This is a genomic window from Streptomyces sp. enrichment culture, from assembly GCF_964273145.1.
Lineage (GTDB): Bacteria > Actinomycetota > Actinomycetes > Streptomycetales > Streptomycetaceae > Streptomyces.
In genome coordinates this window covers 77,093-95,719 of record NZ_OZ186873.1, presented here as the reverse complement: position 1 = coordinate 95,719, position 18,627 = coordinate 77,093, and the positions used below count along the sequence as shown (strand labels likewise).

Sequence of the window (18,627 nt, the reverse complement as noted above, 5' to 3'; positions counted from 1 at the left end):
GGCCGGCCCGAACGAAGGAAGTGACCCCTTGATTTTCATCACCGCGAAGTTCCGCGTCCTGCCCGAGCACGCCGACCGGTGGCCTGAGGTCGTGGAGGATTTCACCCGGGCGACGCGCGCCGAGCCGGGCTGCCTGTGGTTCGACTGGTCCCGCAGCCTGGAGGACCCGACGGAGTACGTCCTGGTGGAGGCGTTCCGGGACGACGAGGCCGGCGCCGCGCACGTGGGCTCGGCGCACTTCAAGGAGGCGCAGCGGACGCTGCCGCCGCACCTCGCCGAGACGCCCAGGATCGTCAACGCCAAGGTGCCCCAGGACGACTGGTCGCTGCTCGGTGAGATGGCGGTCGGGCAGGACCGCTGACGTCTGCGGGGACGTCACGCGGACGGGGGTGCCGGTCCTCGCGCAGTGGGCGGCCGGCTCACGCCCCTTGTGGGAGCTGCTGGGCGCGGTGTCCCCGCCGCGGCGACCGTCGTCCCGGTCGCAGGAGGAGCGGAAAGAGCAGCGGCGCGGTCCGCCGAGCCCGGGCTCGGCGGACCGCGCCGTTGTTGGCGGTTGCCCGTTCGGCCCTCAGCGCGGTTGGTGGCGCGGAATGCGGAGCCGAACACCACAGCGGCGGATTACCTCCGCCTGCGGGAAAGAACTGGTTCCACCGCCTTGGCGTGGTGCGCCGCGGGGTGGGTCAGCCGTGGTAGGTGATGTAGCCGTTGCCGTCCTTGTCGTTGGCCTTCTTGGTGTAGGAGTGGACGTCGGCGCGGGCGCCGCCCGGCTTGTACAGGTAGATGGTGTCCTTGTCGTTGTTCCATATGAAGTTGCAGTTCTGGCGGTAGACGACGTTCTTGGCGTCGGAGTCGGTGCCCTTGCCGCCGCGCAGGTGCACGTAGTCGCCGGGCTCGAGGGTGTGGTTGTTCTTGAAGGTGAACTTGTTGCCCGCGGCGTCCTTGACGACGTAGCCCTTGAGGTTGACCTTCGCGGTCTTCGAGTAGTTCTTGACCGTCAGGTACTCGTCCTTGGTGTTGCCCCCGGAGCACTTGTTGGAGTCCCGGCCCGGTGCGTCGTACTGGATGCCCTTGACCTTCAGGGCCGAGGAGTACTCGGCCGCCTGCGCCGGGACGGCGGCGGCGACGGCGACGGAGCCGGCCGCCGCCGCGGTGGCGAGGACGTGACGCATACGCATGAGGAAATCCCCCCTCAGTGGTGCGGATGAAGCGTCAGGAGCATATAAGTAGTACTGGTATACCGGCAGTCGAGTGAGGCAGGAAGACACGGAAGGCCGGACGCGGTGGCGGCCGCGGTGCGGCCGAGGTCCTCTCCGGTACGTGGGTTCTGGGTCCCGGTGGCTTCCGGCGGGCGGGGGACCCGCCAGGGCGGGCGGGTCGGATCGGCCTTTTGTGCTATAGTCGATCTTGAGCTGGTCGCCGGGAAACCGGTTGCCGGTGGTGCGTTGGTGGTCCAAGGAAAGACGCCCCGCTTCCTGCGGGGAGATGCAGGTGCAAGGCCTGCCCGGCGCTCGGATCACGAAGTCCCACCCCGCGGTGCGGGGTGGGACTTCGTCGTGCCGGGGTCTGTCCGGCGCCACGGCCCCGGCGCGGCATTCGGGCGCAGGAAACCCCCGCGGCCGGGGCGGCTGCGGACGATGGCGGCGAGGCGATCGGGGGCCCGATGGCGGTGGTGGCCTGACCGGATCCGCCGAGGCTGCGGCCCGGGCCGACACGGCCCCACGCGCGCGTCCGGCCGGTACAGGGCGTCATCGGCGTGGCGGGCGAGGGCTTCGGTGCTGATGCGCAGGGCCCGGGCGAGGCCGGCGTCGCGTCCGGTCCCGGACCGGACGGCGGGTAACTGCTGGCGCACCAGGGCGGTCCCGCCGAGCCAGGCCGGAGGCGGCCCGTCGGGAAGCGGTCGTGCGGTCCGCCGCCCGGGGCGGCGAAGTGCGGGTCCGGGGCGCCGGGGCCGGCATGGCGCCACCCCCCGCCGGCTCGAGCCCGGCCCCGGCGCGGCCGGGCTCCCGGAGGCGCGTCGGCGACGGTCAGGCCGGTCCGCACGGGCCGCGCCCGGCCGGACCGGCCACGACGATCGTCCGCCGGGCGCGGTGTCCTCCGCGAGGCTTGCTGCCGGTTCGGCGGATCCCGGTCCCGTCGGCCTCGCTCAGCTCAGCTTCTTCAGCAGTTCCGCCGCGAGCGGGGCGGAGGAGGCCGGGTTCTGGCCGGTGACGAGGTTGCGGTCGACGACCACGTTCGGCGCCCAGGACTCGCCCGCCCGGACGTCGACGCCCGCTTCCGTGAGGCGTGTCTGCAGCAGCCACTTGGCCTTCTCGGCGAGGCCCGCCTGCCGCTCCTCGTCGTCGGTGAACGCCGCGACCCGGTATCCGACGAAGGCGTTGGAGCCGTCCTCCCGCACGGCGGCCAGCATCGCGGCCGGACCGTGGCAGACCACGCCGAGCGGCTTGCCCGACTCCAGGGCGTCGACCAGCAGCCGTCCGGAGGTGGCGTCGACCGCGAGGTCCTCCATCGGCCCGTGGCCACCGGGGTAGAAGACGGCCGCGTACTCGGTGAGGTCGACGTCCTCCAGCCGGACCGGGTGGCGCAGCTCGTCCATGGCGTCGAGCGCGGCGGCGATCCGGGCGGCGCCCTCCTGGCCGCCGTTGGCCTCGGGGGCGAGGCTCGCCCGGTCGGCCACGGGGACCACACCGCCCGGCGTGGCGACGACGACGTCGTGCCCGGCGGCCTTGAACGCCTCGTACGGGGCGACGGCCTCCTCGGCCCAGAAGCCGGTGGGGTGCTTGGTGCCGTCGGCCAGCGTCCAGTGGTCGGCGCCGGTCATCACGAAGAGGATCTTCGACATGGTGTTGCTCCGGGGGATCGTTGCTTGGGGACCCTCTCCACCGTAGGGCGACAAGACATCGGAATCCAATGAGGGGTTCGATGCCGGATATTGGTTTTTCTATGGCCGCGGACGGGTGGGAGGGCTTAGGTTCGAGCTGTGAGACGGAGCGATACCCCTCGCGGGGCCGATACCGCCCGGGGGGCCGATACCGCCGGTGAGGGCGACACCGTAGCCATTCAGCCCACCGGTGCCCCCCATCCCCCGGACCTAAACCTGCTGCGGACCTTCCTCGCCGTGTACCGGTCGGGTTCGTTCACCGGCGCCGCCCAGCTGCTCGGGCTGTCCCAGCCCACGGTGACGACGCAGATGCGCGCCCTGGAGCGGCAGACCGGGCGGGAACTGTTCCAGCGGCTGCCGCGCGGAGTGGCCCCGACCGCCGTCGCCGACGAACTCGCCGCGCGCGTCGCTCCCGGCCTGGACCTGCTCGCCGCCGCGACCGGGGCGGACTCGGCGCCCGGCGGCCCGCCCGACCCCGTCCACCTCGCGGGGCCCGCCGAGTTCCTGTGCACCTGCGCGCTGCCCGCCCTGGCGCCGCTGGTGGCCGACGGGATACGGCTGCGCGTGGCGACCGGCCTCACCGACGCCCTCCTCGACGGACTGCGGGCGGGCCGCCACGACCTGGTCGTCGCCACGACTCGGCCGCGTGGCCGCACCCTGTCGGCCGTTCCGCTCGTGGACGAGGAGTTCGTCCTCGTGGCCTCACCCGCGTGGGCCGAGCGGTTGCGCGAACCGCTCGCCGCGGAGGGCCCCGCCGTCCTGCACCCCGTGCCGCTCGTGACGTACGCCGAGGACCTGCCCATCGCCCGCCGCTACTGGCGGCACGTCTTCGGCCGCAGGCTCTCCTGCCCGGCCGCCGTCACGGTGCCCGACCTGCGCGGCGTGAAGGCGGCCGTCCTGGCCGGCGCCGGCTTCAGCGTGCTGCCCCGCTACCTGTGCGCCGACGAACTGGCGCGCGGCGACCTCGTGTCCCTGCACGAGCCGGACGACCCGCCGATCAACACCTCGTTCCTGGTCCAGCGGCCGGGCGTGCCCGGCAACCCGAACGTCACCCGCGTCCGCGACCACCTGCTGCACGCCGCCCGCGCCTGGTAGCCGTCCGCCCGAGCGCTCACGGCGCGCGGCGGACGCGCCCGCCCAGGTGGCCGCGCGGGCACAGGCGGACACTCCGGACGTCATCTACCGGCCCAGGTCCTCGCCCTGCTCGCGGTGATGACCCGTCTCGTCGACGTCACCCTCGTCCTGGTCGGCTTCCGGAACACCTACCGCACGGGCGTCGTGATCCTCGACGGCGTCGACGACGCGTCGCCGCGCACCCGGCGGACGGACCCGCCCGGGCCCGAACCGGCGCGGGTCCGGGCACGCCGTGGATCCGCGCACGGTTGTGCATGCCCTCCGGCCCGGCCACGCGGGAGGGGAGCACCTCGCATCGAGCCGGCCTCGTGGAGGGAACCGGACTGCCGACTCCCGATCCGCTGCCGCACGACGTCGGCTGCGCGGCGGTCCAGGCCGAGTGCGGCATGTACGTGCTGGTGGCCTGTCCACTGCCGGGCCCGCCCAGCGGGCCACGCTCGACACCGGATCGCTGCGGACCCGGCCGCGCGGGTGTGCCCCGCTCCGGATGACGAGTGGGCGGCGCCGTCCCGCCCGGCGCCTACGCCGGCCCGCCGTCGAAAAGGCGGTCGGAGCGCGTCGTGAGCGAGGCGGACCCCGTGCTGCGCACCCCGTACCGCGGCTCGCCCCCGGTGTCCCGCGTCCGGAGGGGAGCGCCTCCGACCGCCGGCGGCTTCCTCCGCTCTCCGCCGGGCCGGCGCAGGACAAGCGCCGGTTTCCGCGGGAAGCCGTCGAGGGGCGGCCGGTGCCCACCGGCCGCCCCTCGTGCCGTACGGCGGGGTGTTACGGCTTCGGCGTGGCGTGCGGCGCGCACGTCACGTCGGACCGGTCGACCTCGCCGGTGAGCAGGTAGGTGTCCACCCGGTCGTTGACGCAGGGGTTGACCAGGCCGGTGACGCCGTGGGAGCCGGCGTCCCGCTCGGTGACGAGACGCGAGCCCTTGAGCCGCCGGTGCAGTTCGAGGGCGCCCTCGTAGGGGGTGGCCGCGTCCCGTTCGGCCTGCACGATCAGCACCGGCGGCAGGCCCTTGCCGGTCTTGACGTCCACCGGGGTCTGCTGCTTGACCGGCCAGGTGGCGCACGGCAGGTTCATCCAGGCGTTGGCCCAGGTCATGAACGGGTGGTCGCGGTGCAGCCGGGTGTTGTCGCGGTCCCACGTCCGCCAGTTGGTGGGCCACTTGGCGTCGGTGCACTCCACGGCCGTGTACACCGCGTTGCCGTTCTCCGCGGCCGCGTTGCCCGCGGTGTCGGAGAGGTCGGGGGCGGCGGCGTCGACGAGGGCCTGGGTGTCGCCGGCGACGTACTTGCCGAAGACGGTGGCGACCGGGATCCAGGCGGAGTCGTAGTACGGGGCGCTCTGGAAGAAGCTGATCAGCTCGGCCGGTCCGACGACGCCGCCGATCGGCTCCTTCGCGGCGGTGGCGCGCAGCTTCAGCCACTGGGCCTGGACGGCGTCCCGGGTGGTGCCGAGGTGGAAGGTGGCGTCGTTCCGGGCGACCCAGTCCTGCCAGTCCTTCCAGCGGCCCTCGAAGGCGACGTCCTGGTCCAGGTTGGCCTGGTACCAGATCTTTTCGCGGGAGGGGTTGACGACGCTGTCCACGACCATGCGGCGGACGTGGCCCGGGAAGAGGGTCGCGTAGACGGCGCCGAGGTAGGTGCCGTACGAGACGCCGAGGAAGTTGAGCTTCTTCTCGCCGAGGGCGGCGCGGATGACGTCGAGGTCGCGCGCGGTGTTCGGGGTGGTCATGTGCGGCAGCATCTCGGCGCTGCGCTCGTAGCAGCCCTCGGCGTACTCGCGGGCCAGCTTGCGCTGGGCCAGCTTGTCGGCCTCGGAGCCGGGCACCGGGTCCATCTTGGGCGCCTTGACGAACTCCTGCGGGTCGGCGCAGGAGATGGGCGCCGACTTGCCGACGCCGCGCGGGTCGAAACCGACGAAGTCGTACGCCTGGGCGGTCTTGGCCCAGAGCTGGTTCTTGCCGGTGACCCGGACCGGGAAGCGCAGGCCGGAACCGCCGGGGCCGCCGGGGTTGTACAGGAGCGCGCCCTGGCGCTCGCCGGCGGTTCCGGTGTTGCCGATGCGGTCGACGGCGAGCTTGATCTGCTTGCCGTTCGGCCGGGCGTAGTCGAGCGGCACCGAGACCCAGCCGCACTGGATGGGCTTGGGCAGGTTCCAGTCGGCGGGGCAGTCCCGCCAGTCGATGCCGGTCTTCGCGGCCCGGGCGGCGGCGATGGCGACGCCTCTGGCCTGGCGGTCGCCGCCGGGCCGCGGGTCCGCCGTCGCGTTCGCCGTGGGCGCCGCGACGGCGCCGGCTATGAGCGTCGCCGTGACGAGCGCTGCGGCCGAACCGAGCGTCGTCTGCCGTTTTTTCGGGCTGCTGTCCCTCACGTGGGGCCTCCCCCTGCGTCGTCACGATGGGTACGGGGATCCTCGCTGGTGCGGGGCCCCGGGTACAGGGGAAATGATCCTTCTTTGCCAATCCGATAACCGGATAAGAGGATTCCGCCTATCGGACGGATGGGTGAAGCGGCTCCGCGCCCCGCCGGGAAGGCGCGGAGCCGCAACGCGTCGGTCGCCACGACGCTCACCGGCACGGCCGCGTCCTTGCCGAGAGCCCCGGCACCGACCGGGTTCTTTTCGAAACCCGCCGGGCGCAGGCACCGGCGGGCCGCGCCGGACCGGGCCGGAGACGAACGACGGGCGTGCGCGCGGCATGCGGGGGAGACGAAGGCCGAACGGCGACGAGCGGTTCGCGCTCCACGGCGGGAATCCCGCCGGCGCCGGCCACCGCACCGGCCCCGGCCGACCGCACAACCGGTGACGACGTCCCGAGCGCGCCGTCCCGCACCCCGTCCACTCCGCCGGATGCGCCGCCCCCGGGCACGGGCACCGCGGGGCGGTCCGCGGAAGCGGGGTCCACGCCGGAAGGAGCCCTGGTGGTCGTGGACTTCGACGCCGCCGCGGTCACCTTCACCGCCCCCTTCCGGTGGAGGCCGGTATCGGCGCAGCACCGAAGGGCGAGCCGCTCCCCGTACGGTTCGAGGCACAGGAGGGGACACGAAGATCGTTCCGCGGAACGGTGCCAGGCACCGGAGCGTACCGGGACAGAGAATCCGTTCCCCGGTACGCCGCGTCCGGATACCGGCCTCGCCGGGCGTCCCGGGCACCTCAGGGACGGTGCTGCGCGGCGGTCCGGAACGCCGTGGGGGTCATGCCCGTCGCGGTGCGGAAGGCGCGGGTGAACTCGGCCGGGCGGGGATGCCCCCAGCGGGCGCCGATCGCGCTGACCGAAACGCCGCGCAGGGCGGGGTCCGCCAGGTCCCGCCGGCAGCGGGCGATGCGTTCGCGGCGGATGACCTCACCGACCGTGCTGCCGTGGGCCTGGAAGACGCGGTGCAGGGTTCGGGTGGAGACGCAGTGCGCCGCGGCCACGGCCGCCGGTCCCAGGCCGGGGTCGTGCAGATGGCGGCAGATGAACGCCAGGGCCTCCTGATACAGGGCCGCCGCCCTCGTCTGCCGGGGCAGTGCCGAGGTCTGCTCGGCGTGCCGGGCGACGACGGCCGCCGCCATGTCCACCGCCGTGATGGCGAGCCGGGCACGGTCGTCGTCGGTGAGGTCCGCGGCCGAGTCGGCGAGCGTGCCCAGGATCCGGTGGAAGACGCGCCCCATGCCCGCCGCCTGGGTGAGGACGGTGCCGCACAACGGCGCGACCACCTTGTCCGGCAGGGGCATCAGCCGCTTGGGGAACTGCAGCAGCAGCGAGCCGGAGCTCGACCGTCCCGTGTCGACCGACGCCTCGAAGGGGCGGGAACTGTCGTACAGGACGATGTCGCCGGGCCGGGCCAGCGCGTTGCGTCCGGCCTGCTCGATGCCCTGCCGCCCCGAGGTGATCACCGCGAGCTGGTACAGCTCCGGGTCCGACCGGCGGATCAGCCGCAGTGACCGGTAGGAGAGCAGCGGGGCGTAGGACAGTTCCGACAACTGGGCCTCGCCCAGGTCCACGGCGCGGATGCGGGCCCCGAACCGCTCGGGTTCGGGAAACCTGAACCGCGTGGTGACCAGGGCCAGTGAGGTGGTCTCCGCCCAGGCGGCGGTCCGTTCGGCCGGTGGCAGACAGGTCGTGTCCAGGACGGTCATCACCGAGGTTTCCCCCTGCGCGTGCGTGTTGCTCGTGGTCGCGCACCAGTGTGGAGGTCGCGACATGTGCGGCAAAAGGGCGATATGAGCCAAAGCGCCCCTGGTGGTGACCCGGACTGGCGCTGACGGCCAAGGTCTTGGCGCGCCCGGCTAAGGCTCTGTCCGCCCCGTTCCGCGCAGACTGGTCACCGCGTGCACGACCAGCACGCAACGCGGGTGTCCCCCCGGATCGGGCGCCCGCACCGTCCGAAAGAGCTCAGGGGAAACGTCATGCGCATCCGTACCCGAATCGCCCCGCTCACGCTGACCGCCGCCCTGCTTGCCGGCGCCGCGGCCACCGTGACGACCACTTCCGCCGGCGCCGCCGAGCCGAAGCGGTCCGCCTCGGTCCAGGCGGACTGCCTGGCCTCGGCGAGGAACTACACCAGCGCGCCGGGCAGCGGCAGCAGCAACGCCCACTGGCCCGGCACGGGGATCTGGGCCTATACCACCGCCAACTGTGCCGACATCAACCTGAAGGTGAACGCCACCCGCGAGGTGCGGACGTGCTTCAAGGCGACCGGTTCGTGCAACGGATGGCGGACCGCCAGGGCCGGCCAGTGGGCGCTGGCGGCCACGGACGTGAAGGACGGCTCGGGCTTCTACATCCAGTTCAAGGGGACGGCCCGCAGCACCGGCCTGATCGCCTACTGAGGCTTCGCGGCACCTGACGGCAGGACGGTGGCCGGGACCGGTCCCGGCCACCGTCCTCGGCGTACCTCCCCGCCCGTTCCCGATCCTCGGGTCGCGCGGGCGGGGAACCCGGTGCTGCCCGGCAGCCGTCCCGCCCGCACCCGCGGTTGGTGAAGGTGGCGTACGGACCGCCGGGACAAGCACCGTCAGGACGGCGGGGACCGGCCGCTGACGGAAGCCGGCCGCCCCTGGCGCGCGGAGTACCCGTCCACCCTGTGGGGAAGGCCGGCAAGGAGGGGTTCGACGCCGAGCGTCAACTCCCCCGTGAGGTCGTGTCCGGATTCTCGTCCCGTGCGCTCCGGCCCGGTCCGAGCGGGCGGCGCCCGGGAGGCGGGGCCTGGTGCCGATCGACGGCGGGCGGCGGTTGCGCGGCGGCTCTCTCCGCCACGGTGCCCGGCCGCGAGGCGGCACCGGCCGAGACGGGGGCACAGGGCTGGGGACCGATGCCCAGGGGGCGGCGAACAGTGCTCACGGCGCCATCCTGGCAGGCCCCGCTCGTCCGCGAGCTACCGGACGGGGGCGGGACCGCGACGCAGGTCGGATGAACCCGGGGCGCGGTCAGGCCCTCGCCGAGCGCGTCGAGCGCGAGGCCTGCGCCGAAGTCGTCGAGCAGGCCCACGCCGCCTTCGCCGCCCTTCGGACCGGCGAACTTCCCGGACCCCGCACCGCTCATCCTGACCGAACGTCACTTCGACTGCGGAGAGCCGCTTGCCGGGTGGCGGCAGCCGTACGGGAACAGGGTCCGGCCGAACGGCTCCGCCGGGGCGCGGACACGCGCGTACGCGAAGTGGCGGCCCATGCCCCCCAGTTGCCGGTACTCAGTTGGTCGAGCTGCTCGACGATCCGAAGACGGGCCGTGCGGCAACGGCCATCCCGCGTCGCCCGGGGCGGAGATGCGGGCCTTGCCCGATCGGGCGGGGCGCCGGAACCGCCGGTCAGCCGGTGACGCCGTTCCCGGCAGGGCAGCGCGCGCTCCTGTGCGGGCGACGGGACCAACTGCGGTGCCGTAGAACGACGTTGATCGTGACGTACGACATGCGGACCCGGGGAGAGGCGCTCGTCGCCGCCGCTCGCGCCGGCGATGCGGGGGCCGCCCGCCGGCGCGCCGACTTCTTCGTCCTCGGCCATCATGTGGACGAGGGCATCCCGTACCGGGAGCGGGCAGTGGCGGCAGGCGACGCGTTCTCGCACCACACCCTTGCCCGCTACCGGAAGATCCGGGGGGACCGGGCGGCGGAAGCCCTCCGCCGCGCGGTCGCCGAGCGCCACCCCGGCTGCGCCTACGGACTCGGCGTCCGCTGCCGACGGCAGCGGAGGTACGAGGAGGCCGTCGAACCGCTGCGTGCGGCGGCCGCGAGGTGGGGCGGCGACGTGCGCGCCCGCTGCAACCGGGACGACCCCGCCGTCCTGGCCCGGATGGCCGGCCCGGTGAGGGAACTCGCCGAGGCGGAGGCCGCGCCGGCGGCGGGACGGCCCTGGACCTGTTGGGAGTCACGGCATCCCCTGTGGCCGTGAGCATGCCCACGGCCACAGGGGGTTCCTCCGTTCCGCTGATGCCCGGGTGGACGCGGGTGGTGTCGGTGTCCGCCGCCGTCCACTGTCCGGCCCGTTGGTCCGCAGGTCCGGCGTGAATTAAATATTTTGACATAGCTATGTATCCATAGCTAGGGTGTTCGGCATGCCCGAGTACCGTGCGTCCGGCCAGGACATCGACCGCGTAGCCGCAGGGCTCGCGGCGTGCCTGCCCGCACTGGCTCGGGCCCTGGACCGGCAGGTCGGCCAGGACTACGCCCGCCCCAAGCCCCCCGAGGCGCAGCTCGCCCTGCTGCGGCACGTCGAGGCCAACGACTCCGTCACCGTGCGCGCGGCGGCCGAGGCCCTGCTGATGAAACCGAACAATGTCAGCGCGCTGGTCACCCAGCTGAGCCAACGGGGGCTGCTGGAGCGCCGTCAGGACCCGGCGGACAAGCGGGTGGCGCATCTGCACCTCACTCCGACCGCGCGGCGGCGACTCGCCGAGGTCGAACACCTCATGGGCGCCCACGTCGCCCGGGCGCTGCGCGCCCTGACCGACGGCGAACAGGACGCCCTCGGCTCCGCCCTGAGCGCGCTCCAGGCACTCGGCCGTCAGCTCCAGACCCGTCACTGATTCCGCGCACCGGGCCCCGGCGGTCCGGTGCGCGTCCTGACGGGCACCGGTCGCCGGGGCCCGCGTCCCGGCCTTTCCCCGCCGGTCGCCGGGTTGCCGACCACCGGTCGCAACCGGTGATCACCGGTCCCCGCCGCCGGTCTCCGCCCGCTCCGTCTCCCGTGGCCCGTCGACGGGGCAGGCCCCGCCGGCCGCGCTCCTGTCCATCCTGCGAAAATCTGCAAAGGAACCAGCACCGTCATGTCCTCCGCCACCACCCATTCCTCCGCGCCGGGCACCCAGGCCCCGCCCGGGGACCGGCCCCGCGGCCCGCGGTCCAACCCGTGGCTGACGCTGATCGCCGTCGCCTTCGGCCTGTTCATGGTCGGCCTCGACGGATCGGTCGTCTCGATCGCCAACCCGGAGATCGGCCGGGACCTGGAGGCCTCCACCGCCGATTTGCAGTGGGTCACCAACTCCTACCTGCTGGCCCTCGCCGCCGCGCTCATCCTCGGCGGCAAGCTCGGCGACCGGTTCGGGCGCCGCACCTTCTACCTGATCGGCGTCAGCGGGTTCACCGCCGCATCGGTCGCGATCGGCCTGTCCGGATCGATCGAGGGCGTCATCGCCTTCCGCGCGTTGCAGGGCTTCTTCGGCGCCCTGCTGATGCCCAACACGCTCGGCATGCTGCGCGCCGTCTTCCCGCCGAGGAAGTTCGGCATGGCGGTCGGCATCTGGGCGATGGTCTCCTCGGTCTCCACCGCCCTCGGCCCGATCGTCGGTGGCCTGCTGGTGGAGCACGTCGACTGGGAGTCCGTGTTCTACATCAACCTCCCCATCGGCGTCCTCGCGCTCGTCTTCAGCATGATCGTCCTGCCGCAGACCAGGAACGGCGCCGCCGACGGCGAGAAGTTCGACATCCCCGGCGTCCTCCTGCTGGCCCTGGGCCTGCTCGCCGTCGTCTTCGGCGTCGTCAAGGGCGAGACGTGGGGCTGGACCTCGGGGGGCACCCTGGGCGCCATCGCGGCCGGCATCGTGGTCCTGCTCGCCTTCGGCTTCCACGAGACCCGTGTCGCCCACCCGCTGCTGCCCATGCGCCTGTTCCGCAACCCGGCGCTGACCATCGGCACCGTCATCACCGCGCTGAACTTCTTCGTCCTGCTCGGCGTGATCTTCTTCGTGATGCTCTACCTGCAGAACGTACGCGGCTTCACCCCCGTGGAGGCCGGTGTGCGCACGCTGCCGCTGAGCCTGGCCTCGGTCGTCGCCTCCCCGCTGGGCGCAGCGCTCACCGACCGGTTCGGACCGCGGTTGACCATGCCGCTCGGCATGGCCCTCCAGGCGGCCGCCTGCTTCGTCATGCTCGGCTGGAGCCCGGACTCCTCCTACACCACGATGTGGCCGCCGTTCATCGCGCTCGGCCTGGGCGTGGGCATGGTGATGTCGTCCTCCTCCGACGCCATCGTCGGCAACGCGCCGGTCGAGGACGGTGGTGTGGCGGGCGGCCTGCAGGCCACCGCGCTGCAGATCGGCGGCGCGCTCGGCACCTCCGTGCTGGTGTCGCTCATCAGCAGCCGCGTCGGCTCCACCCTCACCGGTGAACTGACGTCGGCGGGCGTGCCCGCACCCGCCGCGGCCGGTCTGGCCGAGGCGAAGGACGCGGTGGCCATGGGTGTCGCCCCGGTCTCCGGTGACATGCCCGCCCAGCTCAAGGCCGCCGTCGTCGAGGGCAGCCACCAGGCGTTCATGAACGGCGTGCACATCGCTGTGCTGGTCGCCGGCGTGCTGTGTGTCATCGGCGTGGCGGTGGCCGTCGCCGGCGTGCGACGCACCGCGCAAGCAGCCTCTCACTGAGGGACCGGCGGGCCGGCCCGGCCCACCGTCCACCGGCGCTCCGCCCGGTGGGGCCGGGACCGGGCCCGGTCCCGGCCCCACCGGGTCGCCCTCTCGACGAACCCGGTGCCGAGGGTGAGCTGGACCGGTCGCGGTGCGCGATCGGCTTCGTCAGCGTCCGGACGGCACCGGCCATCGACCGTGACACGAACGGTGTCACGGCGTCCACCGCGGCCTTGCCGCGGCCGGCCCCCCGGTTGCCGAGGACCGCGATCACCCTCACGTGCCGCGGGTCCGTACGTCCGGTGACGTACGCCGGAAGCCGCTCCGGGCGGGATGGCCGAGGGTCCGGATCCGGCCACCATCGTGGGCATGGACGTACTGGTTGAGACCCGTGGGCTGACGAAGCGCTACGGAGAGACCCTGGCGGTCGATGACGTCGGGATGAGCGTGCGAGCCGGGGAGGTGTACGGCTTCCTCGGCCCGAACGGGGCGGGGAAGACCACCACCTTGCGCATGATGCTGGGATTGGTCCGTCCCACCTCGGGAGCGGTCGAGATCGCCGGCAGGGCACCGGGGCAGCCGGGCCACCTCGACGGCGTCGGCTCCCTGGTGGAGGGACCCGCCTTCTACCCCTACCTGTCCGGGCGACGGAACCTGCAGGTTCTGGCCCGGCACGCCGGCGTGGCCGCCGGTCGCGTGGACACCGTCCTCGAACTCGTGGACATGACCGACCGGGCCGGCCGCCGGTTCGCCACCTACTCGCTGGGCATGAAGCAACGGCTCGGCCTGGCGGCCGCGCTGCTGAAGGAACCGCGGCTGCTGATCCTGGACGAGCCGACCAACGGACTGGACCCCGCGGGAATGGCGGACATGCGCAGGCTGATCCGCCGGTTCAGCGCCGAGGGCGTGACGGTGCTGCTCTCGAGCCATCTGCTGGGGGAGGTCCAGCAGATCTGCGATCGCGTCGGCGTGTTGTCCGGCGGCCGGCTGCTGGTGGAGACCAGCGTCAGCCGGCTCCGTGGGGTCGGCGCCCTCGAAGTGCAGGCGGATCCGGCGCAGGCGGCGCTCGACGTGGCACGCGACCTGGTCGGTGACCGGAGCGTCACCTACGACGGCACCCGACTCCGGCTGGACGTGCGCCCCGGGGACGCCGCCCGCGTCAACGCCGCGCTCGTGACGGCCGGAATCGCCGTCCGGGAGCTCCACTGGCGCGAACCGGAACTGGAAGACGTCTTCTTGGAACTCACCGGAGGTGGAGCGAAGTGATGGGAAGCATTCTCGCGGAGCTGACCAAGACGGCGCGGCGTCCCGCAATGTGGCTGCTGGTCGCGATCGCCGTCGTCCTGGAGCTGACGTTCGCCTACCTGGTGCCCTACGTCGGCGCGGTCGACGGTGAACGCGAAGCGGCGAGCGGGGCCCCCGCCGCCGACGGGGGCATCGCCGTGACGCTGCCGGACCAGCTGGTCGGGAACGCGCTGGGCGGCACACCGGTGTTCGTCGGCGCCCTCGCCCTGATCCTCGGCGTTCTGGTGGTGGGCAGCGAGTACGGCTGGGGCACCTGGAAGACCGTGCTCGGACAAGGCGCCGGCAGGAGCGGTGTCTACGCCGCGAAACTGGTGGCGGTCGCCGCCGGCGCGCTCGTGATCACGGTGTCCCTGTTCGTCGTGGGCGCGCTGGCCGGCGCCGGCATCGCCGCCGTGGAGAACCGGACGGCGAACTGGCCGGGACCGGCGGACCTGATCGCCGGGCTGGGCGCCGGGTGGCTGGTCACCGGCGCGTGGGCGGCCCTGGGTGTGCTGCTGGCCACCGCGCTGCGCGGTGTGGCCCTGCCCATCGGGATCGGCCTGGTCTGGCTGCTGGCGGTCCAGAACCTCGTCGCCGGCGTCGCCGCACCGCTGCTGGACTGGGTCGCCGATGTGCAGACCTGGCTTCCCGGCCCGAACGCCGGCTCGCTGGTCGCCTCCCTCGGCGCGGACCCGGCCACTCCCGGCGTGGTCGAGGGCGTCGGCGCGGGACAGGCCGGCCTGGTGCTCGGCTGTTACACCGTGGCTTTCGTCCTGATCGGTGGTTGGCTGTTCCTCAGCAGGGACATCGCCGAGTAGGGGGCCGTGTTGACCCAGACCCGACGGACGTACGTGGCCGACGGCATCTCGGCGCTCGGGCTGCTCGGCGTCGGCCTGGCCGGGACCGCGTTCGCGGACACGCCAGGCCGCCGCCCCGCGGACGCCGTCGCACTGGGCCTGGTGGCGCTCGCCGCCCTGGTGCTCGCGGTGCGACGGCTCCGGCCCCTGTTCGTGCTCGCCGTGACCGCGGCGAGCACGTCGGCGTACCTGCTGCTGGGCTACACCTACGGGCCGATCCTCGCGTGCTTCTTCGTCGCCGTCTACACGGTGGCGCGGCACCTGCCTCCCCGGACCGCCGGACGAGCGGCAGCGCTGGTGTTCGCCGTACTGCTCGCCCACGTGTTCCGGGAGAGTTCCCCGGACCGGCTGTGGCTCGGCGTGGTGCCCGCCGCCGCGTGGGTCGCGGTGCCGTACGCGGTGGGCACGGCGGTGCGTCTCGCCCGGCAGTCCCGGGCCCAGGCCCGGGCGGAGGTGCTGCGGGAGCAGGTCCACGACGAGCGGATGCGCGTGGCCCAGGAGGTGCACGACGTGGTCGGGCACGGACTGGCGGCGATCAAGATGCAGGCCGATGTCGCGCTGCACGTGTTGTCCAAGCGCCCGGAGCAGGCCGAGACGGCGCTGCGGACGATCAGCACGACCAGTGCGGCCGCGCTCGAGGAGCTGCGCGCCACCCTGTACTCGGTGCGGCACAGGCAGGAGTCGCGCACCGCGACGTCGGGATTGGACCGCCTGCCGGGCCTGGTCGAGCGGATGGCCCACGCCGGCCTGCAGGTGAAGGTGGTGACCGACGGCGAACCCCGCACGCTGCCCGCGGCGGTCGACCTGGCGGCCTACCGGATCGTGCAGGAGTCGGTGACCAACGTCCTCCGTCACGCCGGCACCTCCACCGCGACGGTCCGCGTGGACTACGGCGCCGACGTCGTCACGGTCCAGGTGACCAATCCGGGCGAGCGGGTCCGCGTCCATCCGGGGGAGGGGACGGGAATCGCCGGCATGAGGGAACGCGTCGCGGCGCTCGGCGGTACATTCACCGCACAGCCGGACCCGGATGGCGGTTATCGGGTCCGGGCCACGATTCCCACCGGGAGCCGGCCGTGATCCGTGTGGTTCTCGCCGACGACCAGGACCTGATCCGGGTCGGGCTGCGTACCCTGCTCGAGAACGAGGACGACATGGCCGTCGCAGGAGAGGCCCGCGACGGCCTCGAAGCCGTCGCCCTGGCGGGCACGGAGCGACCCGACATCGTGCTGATGGACGTGCGGATGCCCGGCATCGACGGGATCGAGGCCACCCGCCGAATCGCCGCGGACCCCGAACTCGCCGGGACCAAGGTCCTCGTCCTGACCACGTTCGAACTCGACGACTACGTTTTCGACGCCCTGCGGTACGGCGCCAGCGGCTTCCTGCTCAAGAACACGAACCCCGCCGACCTCCTCAACGCGATCCGGCTGGTGGTGGACGGGGAGGGCTTGCTGTCCCCGTCGGTGACCGGCCGGGTGATCCGCGAGTTCGCGACCCGTCCGTCACGCAGGCTCCGCCCCCATCCCCGGTTGGAGACGTTGACACCGAGGGAACGCGAGATCGTCTCATTGGTGGGCGAAGGCCTCAGCAACGACGAGATCGCCGCCCGGCTCGTCGTCAGCCGGGCCACCGCGCGCACCCACGTCTCACGCGCGATGATCAAGCTCGGAGCCCGCGACCGCGCACAGTTGGTGGTCTTCGCCTACCAGTCCGGCCTCGTGGACGGCTAGGACCTGTGTGACGCGGTGGTCGGCCGGGTGCCTTCAGGAGAGCGGTGATGAAGATCATCGAGGTGTGGAGGCGCAGGCCGGCGAGGTGGCTCCCGGACGTCGTGTCGGGTCGGGTCGGGATGCCCGGCCGGGCCTTCAGCTTGTCGACCGGGCGCTCGGCGGTGTTCCGCTCCTTGCAGGGATCGGCGCAGTGGCGCGGGGCCGGCCGCCCCGGCTGCCTTCCTCTTCCGGCCGGCGGCCTGGTCGGTGTCGAACGCCTCGATCCGGACGAACCGCAGTCCCCCGGTGCAGCCCAGCAGCCCTGGTCGCCCGGGCCGCCCGGAGTCGCCGGCCGTCAGCGGCAGCACCGGCGCATACGGACCACCGAGCCCGCCGGAAGCCTGCACGCGGAACGCGGCGGCCGCCTCGTTGAACGGGTCCCTCGGGCCGTAGAGCGCGGGGCGATGGCGCGGTCCCGGACGACCGCGATCGCCGCCCCTGCGGGGCCGTCCACGAGCCGTACCGCGCCCCCGCCCGAGCGATCCGGCAGCGTACGGGTCCTCGCCTCGGCCTCCGGGCCGGGCACCTGGCCCAGGGGGGAGGCCGTCTCCGCGCGCTCGCTCCGGACCGGCGCGCACGAGGCCCGCCTCGACGCGTTCCGCCGGCTGCGCCGGTACCACACCCGACGCCCGCACTCCCGCCTCGGACACCGCAGCCCGATCGCCCAAGGGACAGCCCGCGGAACGGCATCGACCACGCTCGCGCCGGCCGCGTGATCCGTGTCCGGGGCCGGGACGGCGTCCGGTGTCAGGGGCCGGGACCGGGGTCGGGGTGGACGGGGTCGGTCAGACCGGCCCGTGCCGCCTCCAGCTGGGCGGCGAAGGCGATGCCCAGGAACAGCGCGACGCCGGTGAGATTGGCCCACAGCAGCAGGGCCACGAACGCCGTGAGCGGGCCGTACACCGCGCCGAAGGAACCGCTCTTGGCGACGTACAGGGTCAGCAGCCAGGTGGCGCCGACCCACAGCACCAGGTGCACGGCCGAGCCGAAGGCCAGCCAGGTGTAACCGGGCTGGTCGCGGCGCGGTGACCAGCGGAAGATGACCGCGGAGGCGATCCAGGCGAGCACCGCGCCGAGCGGGAAGCGCACGACGGCCCACCACGTCGGCATCCGCGGCCAGCCGAAGGCCTCGGCTGTCGACTCGCCCACCGCCTCGCCCGCCACCAGGACGAGGAAGCCGAGCACCATGGGGACGCCCGCGGCGAAGGCGAGCAACAGGGCCCTGGCGTACTTGAACGGGAAGGGCCGGTCGCGTTCGATGCCGTAGATGCGGTTGGCGCCGCGTTCCACCTGGCCCATGGCGGAGGCCAGGTTGAGCGCCGAGAAGGCGAGGCCGAGCCAGAGCGCGACCGTGCTCCACACATCGGAGTGGGCACTGCGCCGGGTCCCGGTCAGCGCCTCCTCGACCACTTCGGAGCTGGCGCCGGGCACGATCCGGCCCAGGGTCAGCTCGATGATCCGCCCGACGCTCTCCGTGTGCGCGGCGGTGGCGACCCCCACCAGGGCGATCGTGAAGGGCACCATGCCGAGCACGATCTGGAAGCCGAGGCCGCGTGCGTTGGTGAAGCCGTCGGCGTACCGGAACCGCGCGAACGCGTCGACCAGCAGCTGCACACCGCCGTAGCGGCGCAGCGCGGTAAAGGCCTCGTCGCCGGAGAGCTCCTCCCCGATCATGTCCCGCGTCTGCGGAACGTGTACGACCGTCCCCATCGTCTGCGTCTCCCTCGTCCCCTCGCCCAGGGATACCGTGTGCCCGGCCGTGCGCGTTGCAGGCGTGCGCGCGACGCGCCGGGGCGCCCTGTGCCCTCATGCCGCGCACCCGGTGCCGTCCGCCCGCGGCGAGGCACGGCCTCGTCCGTCGCCGCTCGTGCCCACCGAAGCCGCGGACCCGGC

At 73.3% G+C, this 18,627-nt stretch carries 15 protein-coding genes; 10 read left to right on the top strand and 5 right to left on the bottom strand.

Going from position 1 to position 18,627, the window contains the following annotated elements; genetic code table 11:
- Positions 1 to 28 precede the first annotated feature (28 nt).
- Positions 29 to 361, top strand: a complete 333-nt coding sequence (locus ACSU6Z_RS00505) for a putative quinol monooxygenase (RefSeq protein WP_437041739.1) — start codon at positions 29 to 31, stop codon at positions 359 to 361.
- 319 nt (positions 362 to 680) lie between these two features.
- Here the strand turns inward: ACSU6Z_RS00505 and ACSU6Z_RS00500 are convergent, their stop codons facing one another.
- Both ACSU6Z_RS00500 and ACSU6Z_RS00495 read right to left on the bottom strand, forming a co-directional pair.
- Positions 681 to 1,175, bottom strand: a complete 495-nt coding sequence (locus ACSU6Z_RS00500; protein ID WP_437041738.1) for a lamin tail domain-containing protein — start codon at positions 1,173 to 1,175, stop codon at positions 681 to 683.
- A gap of 968 nt (positions 1,176 to 2,143) precedes the next feature.
- Positions 2,144 to 2,839 (bottom strand): type 1 glutamine amidotransferase domain-containing protein, encoded by a 696-nt coding sequence (locus tag ACSU6Z_RS00495; protein WP_437041736.1) that lies wholly within the window; start codon positions 2,837 to 2,839, stop codon positions 2,144 to 2,146.
- 216 nt (positions 2,840 to 3,055) lie between these two features.
- Between ACSU6Z_RS00495 and ACSU6Z_RS00490 the strand changes: the two genes are divergently transcribed.
- Positions 3,056 to 3,973, top strand: coding sequence for a LysR family transcriptional regulator (locus tag ACSU6Z_RS00490; protein ID WP_437050123.1), 918 nt, complete (start codon positions 3,056 to 3,058; stop codon positions 3,971 to 3,973).
- An 801-nt stretch (positions 3,974 to 4,774) separates the two neighbouring features.
- Here ACSU6Z_RS00490 and ACSU6Z_RS00485 read toward each other — a convergent pair.
- Positions 4,775 to 6,376, bottom strand: coding sequence for an alpha/beta hydrolase (locus ACSU6Z_RS00485; RefSeq protein ID WP_437041734.1), 1,602 nt, complete (start codon positions 6,374 to 6,376; stop codon positions 4,775 to 4,777).
- Between the two features lie 780 nt (positions 6,377 to 7,156).
- Complete coding sequence (locus ACSU6Z_RS00480; RefSeq protein ID WP_437041732.1) at positions 7,157 to 8,125, bottom strand: helix-turn-helix domain-containing protein; 969 nt, start codon at positions 8,123 to 8,125, stop codon at positions 7,157 to 7,159.
- Positions 8,126 to 8,395: 270 nt separating this feature from the next.
- Here ACSU6Z_RS00480 and ACSU6Z_RS00475 point away from each other — a divergent pair, with 270 nt between their 5' ends.
- From ACSU6Z_RS00475 to ACSU6Z_RS00440, 8 genes are all read left to right on the top strand, one after another.
- Positions 8,396 to 8,818 carry a hypothetical protein gene (locus tag ACSU6Z_RS00475; RefSeq protein WP_437041730.1) on the top strand — a complete coding sequence of 141 codons (423 nt, stop codon included), beginning with the start codon at positions 8,396 to 8,398 and terminating at the stop codon, positions 8,816 to 8,818.
- Positions 8,819 to 9,880: 1,062 nt separating this feature from the next.
- Positions 9,881 to 10,372, top strand: coding sequence for a hypothetical protein (locus ACSU6Z_RS00470; RefSeq protein WP_437041728.1), 492 nt, complete (start codon positions 9,881 to 9,883; stop codon positions 10,370 to 10,372).
- Positions 10,373 to 10,535: 163 nt separating this feature from the next.
- Positions 10,536 to 11,006 (top strand): MarR family winged helix-turn-helix transcriptional regulator, encoded by a 471-nt coding sequence (locus tag ACSU6Z_RS00465; protein WP_437041725.1) that lies wholly within the window; start codon positions 10,536 to 10,538, stop codon positions 11,004 to 11,006.
- Between the two features lie 240 nt (positions 11,007 to 11,246).
- Complete coding sequence (locus ACSU6Z_RS00460) at positions 11,247 to 12,839, top strand: MFS transporter (RefSeq protein ID WP_437041724.1); 1,593 nt, start codon at positions 11,247 to 11,249, stop codon at positions 12,837 to 12,839.
- A 351-nt stretch (positions 12,840 to 13,190) separates the two neighbouring features.
- Positions 13,191 to 14,087, top strand: a complete 897-nt coding sequence (locus ACSU6Z_RS00455) for an ATP-binding cassette domain-containing protein (protein WP_437041722.1) — start codon at positions 13,191 to 13,193, stop codon at positions 14,085 to 14,087.
- Positions 14,087 to 14,923 carry an ABC transporter permease gene (locus tag ACSU6Z_RS00450; protein WP_437041720.1) on the top strand — a complete coding sequence of 279 codons (837 nt, stop codon included), beginning with the start codon at positions 14,087 to 14,089 and terminating at the stop codon, positions 14,921 to 14,923. Before ACSU6Z_RS00455 ends, ACSU6Z_RS00450 begins: the two co-directional genes overlap by 1 nt.
- A gap of 9 nt (positions 14,924 to 14,932) precedes the next feature.
- Positions 14,933 to 16,042 carry a sensor histidine kinase gene (locus tag ACSU6Z_RS00445; RefSeq protein ID WP_437041719.1) on the top strand — a complete coding sequence of 370 codons (1,110 nt, stop codon included), beginning with the start codon at positions 14,933 to 14,935 and terminating at the stop codon, positions 16,040 to 16,042.
- Positions 16,039 to 16,695 (top strand): response regulator transcription factor, encoded by a 657-nt coding sequence (locus ACSU6Z_RS00440; protein WP_437041717.1) that lies wholly within the window; start codon positions 16,039 to 16,041, stop codon positions 16,693 to 16,695. The genes ACSU6Z_RS00445 and ACSU6Z_RS00440 overlap by 4 nt, the downstream gene beginning before the upstream one ends.
- A 786-nt stretch (positions 16,696 to 17,481) precedes the next feature.
- On the opposite strand, the gene ACSU6Z_RS00435 is transcribed toward ACSU6Z_RS00440, so the two are convergent.
- Entirely contained in the window at positions 17,482 to 18,444 is a 963-nt protein-coding gene (locus tag ACSU6Z_RS00435; RefSeq protein ID WP_437041715.1) for a YihY/virulence factor BrkB family protein, read from the bottom strand.
- Positions 18,445 to 18,627: the final 183 nt, after the last annotated feature.

Excerpts from the sequence above, each read along its gene's own strand:
- ACSU6Z_RS00455 (WP_437041722.1), top strand. The coding sequence starts at position 13,191 with ATGGACGTACTGGTTGAGACCCGTGGGCTGACGAAGCGCTACGGAGAG.
- ACSU6Z_RS00435 (WP_437041715.1), bottom strand. The coding sequence starts at position 18,444 with ATGGGGACGGTCGTACACGTTCCGCAGACGCGGGACATGATCGGGGAG.
- ACSU6Z_RS00450 (WP_437041720.1), top strand. The coding sequence starts at position 14,087 with ATGGGAAGCATTCTCGCGGAGCTGACCAAGACGGCGCGGCGTCCCGCA.
- ACSU6Z_RS00465 (WP_437041725.1), top strand. The coding sequence starts at position 10,536 with ATGCCCGAGTACCGTGCGTCCGGCCAGGACATCGACCGCGTAGCCGCA.
- ACSU6Z_RS00460 (WP_437041724.1), top strand. The coding sequence starts at position 11,247 with ATGTCCTCCGCCACCACCCATTCCTCCGCGCCGGGCACCCAGGCCCCG.
- ACSU6Z_RS00495 (WP_437041736.1), bottom strand. The coding sequence starts at position 2,839 with ATGTCGAAGATCCTCTTCGTGATGACCGGCGCCGACCACTGGACGCTG.
- ACSU6Z_RS00480 (WP_437041732.1), bottom strand. The coding sequence starts at position 8,125 with ATGACCGTCCTGGACACGACCTGTCTGCCACCGGCCGAACGGACCGCC.
- ACSU6Z_RS00500 (WP_437041738.1), bottom strand. The coding sequence starts at position 1,175 with ATGCGTATGCGTCACGTCCTCGCCACCGCGGCGGCGGCCGGCTCCGTC.
- ACSU6Z_RS00475 (WP_437041730.1), top strand. The coding sequence starts at position 8,396 with ATGCGCATCCGTACCCGAATCGCCCCGCTCACGCTGACCGCCGCCCTG.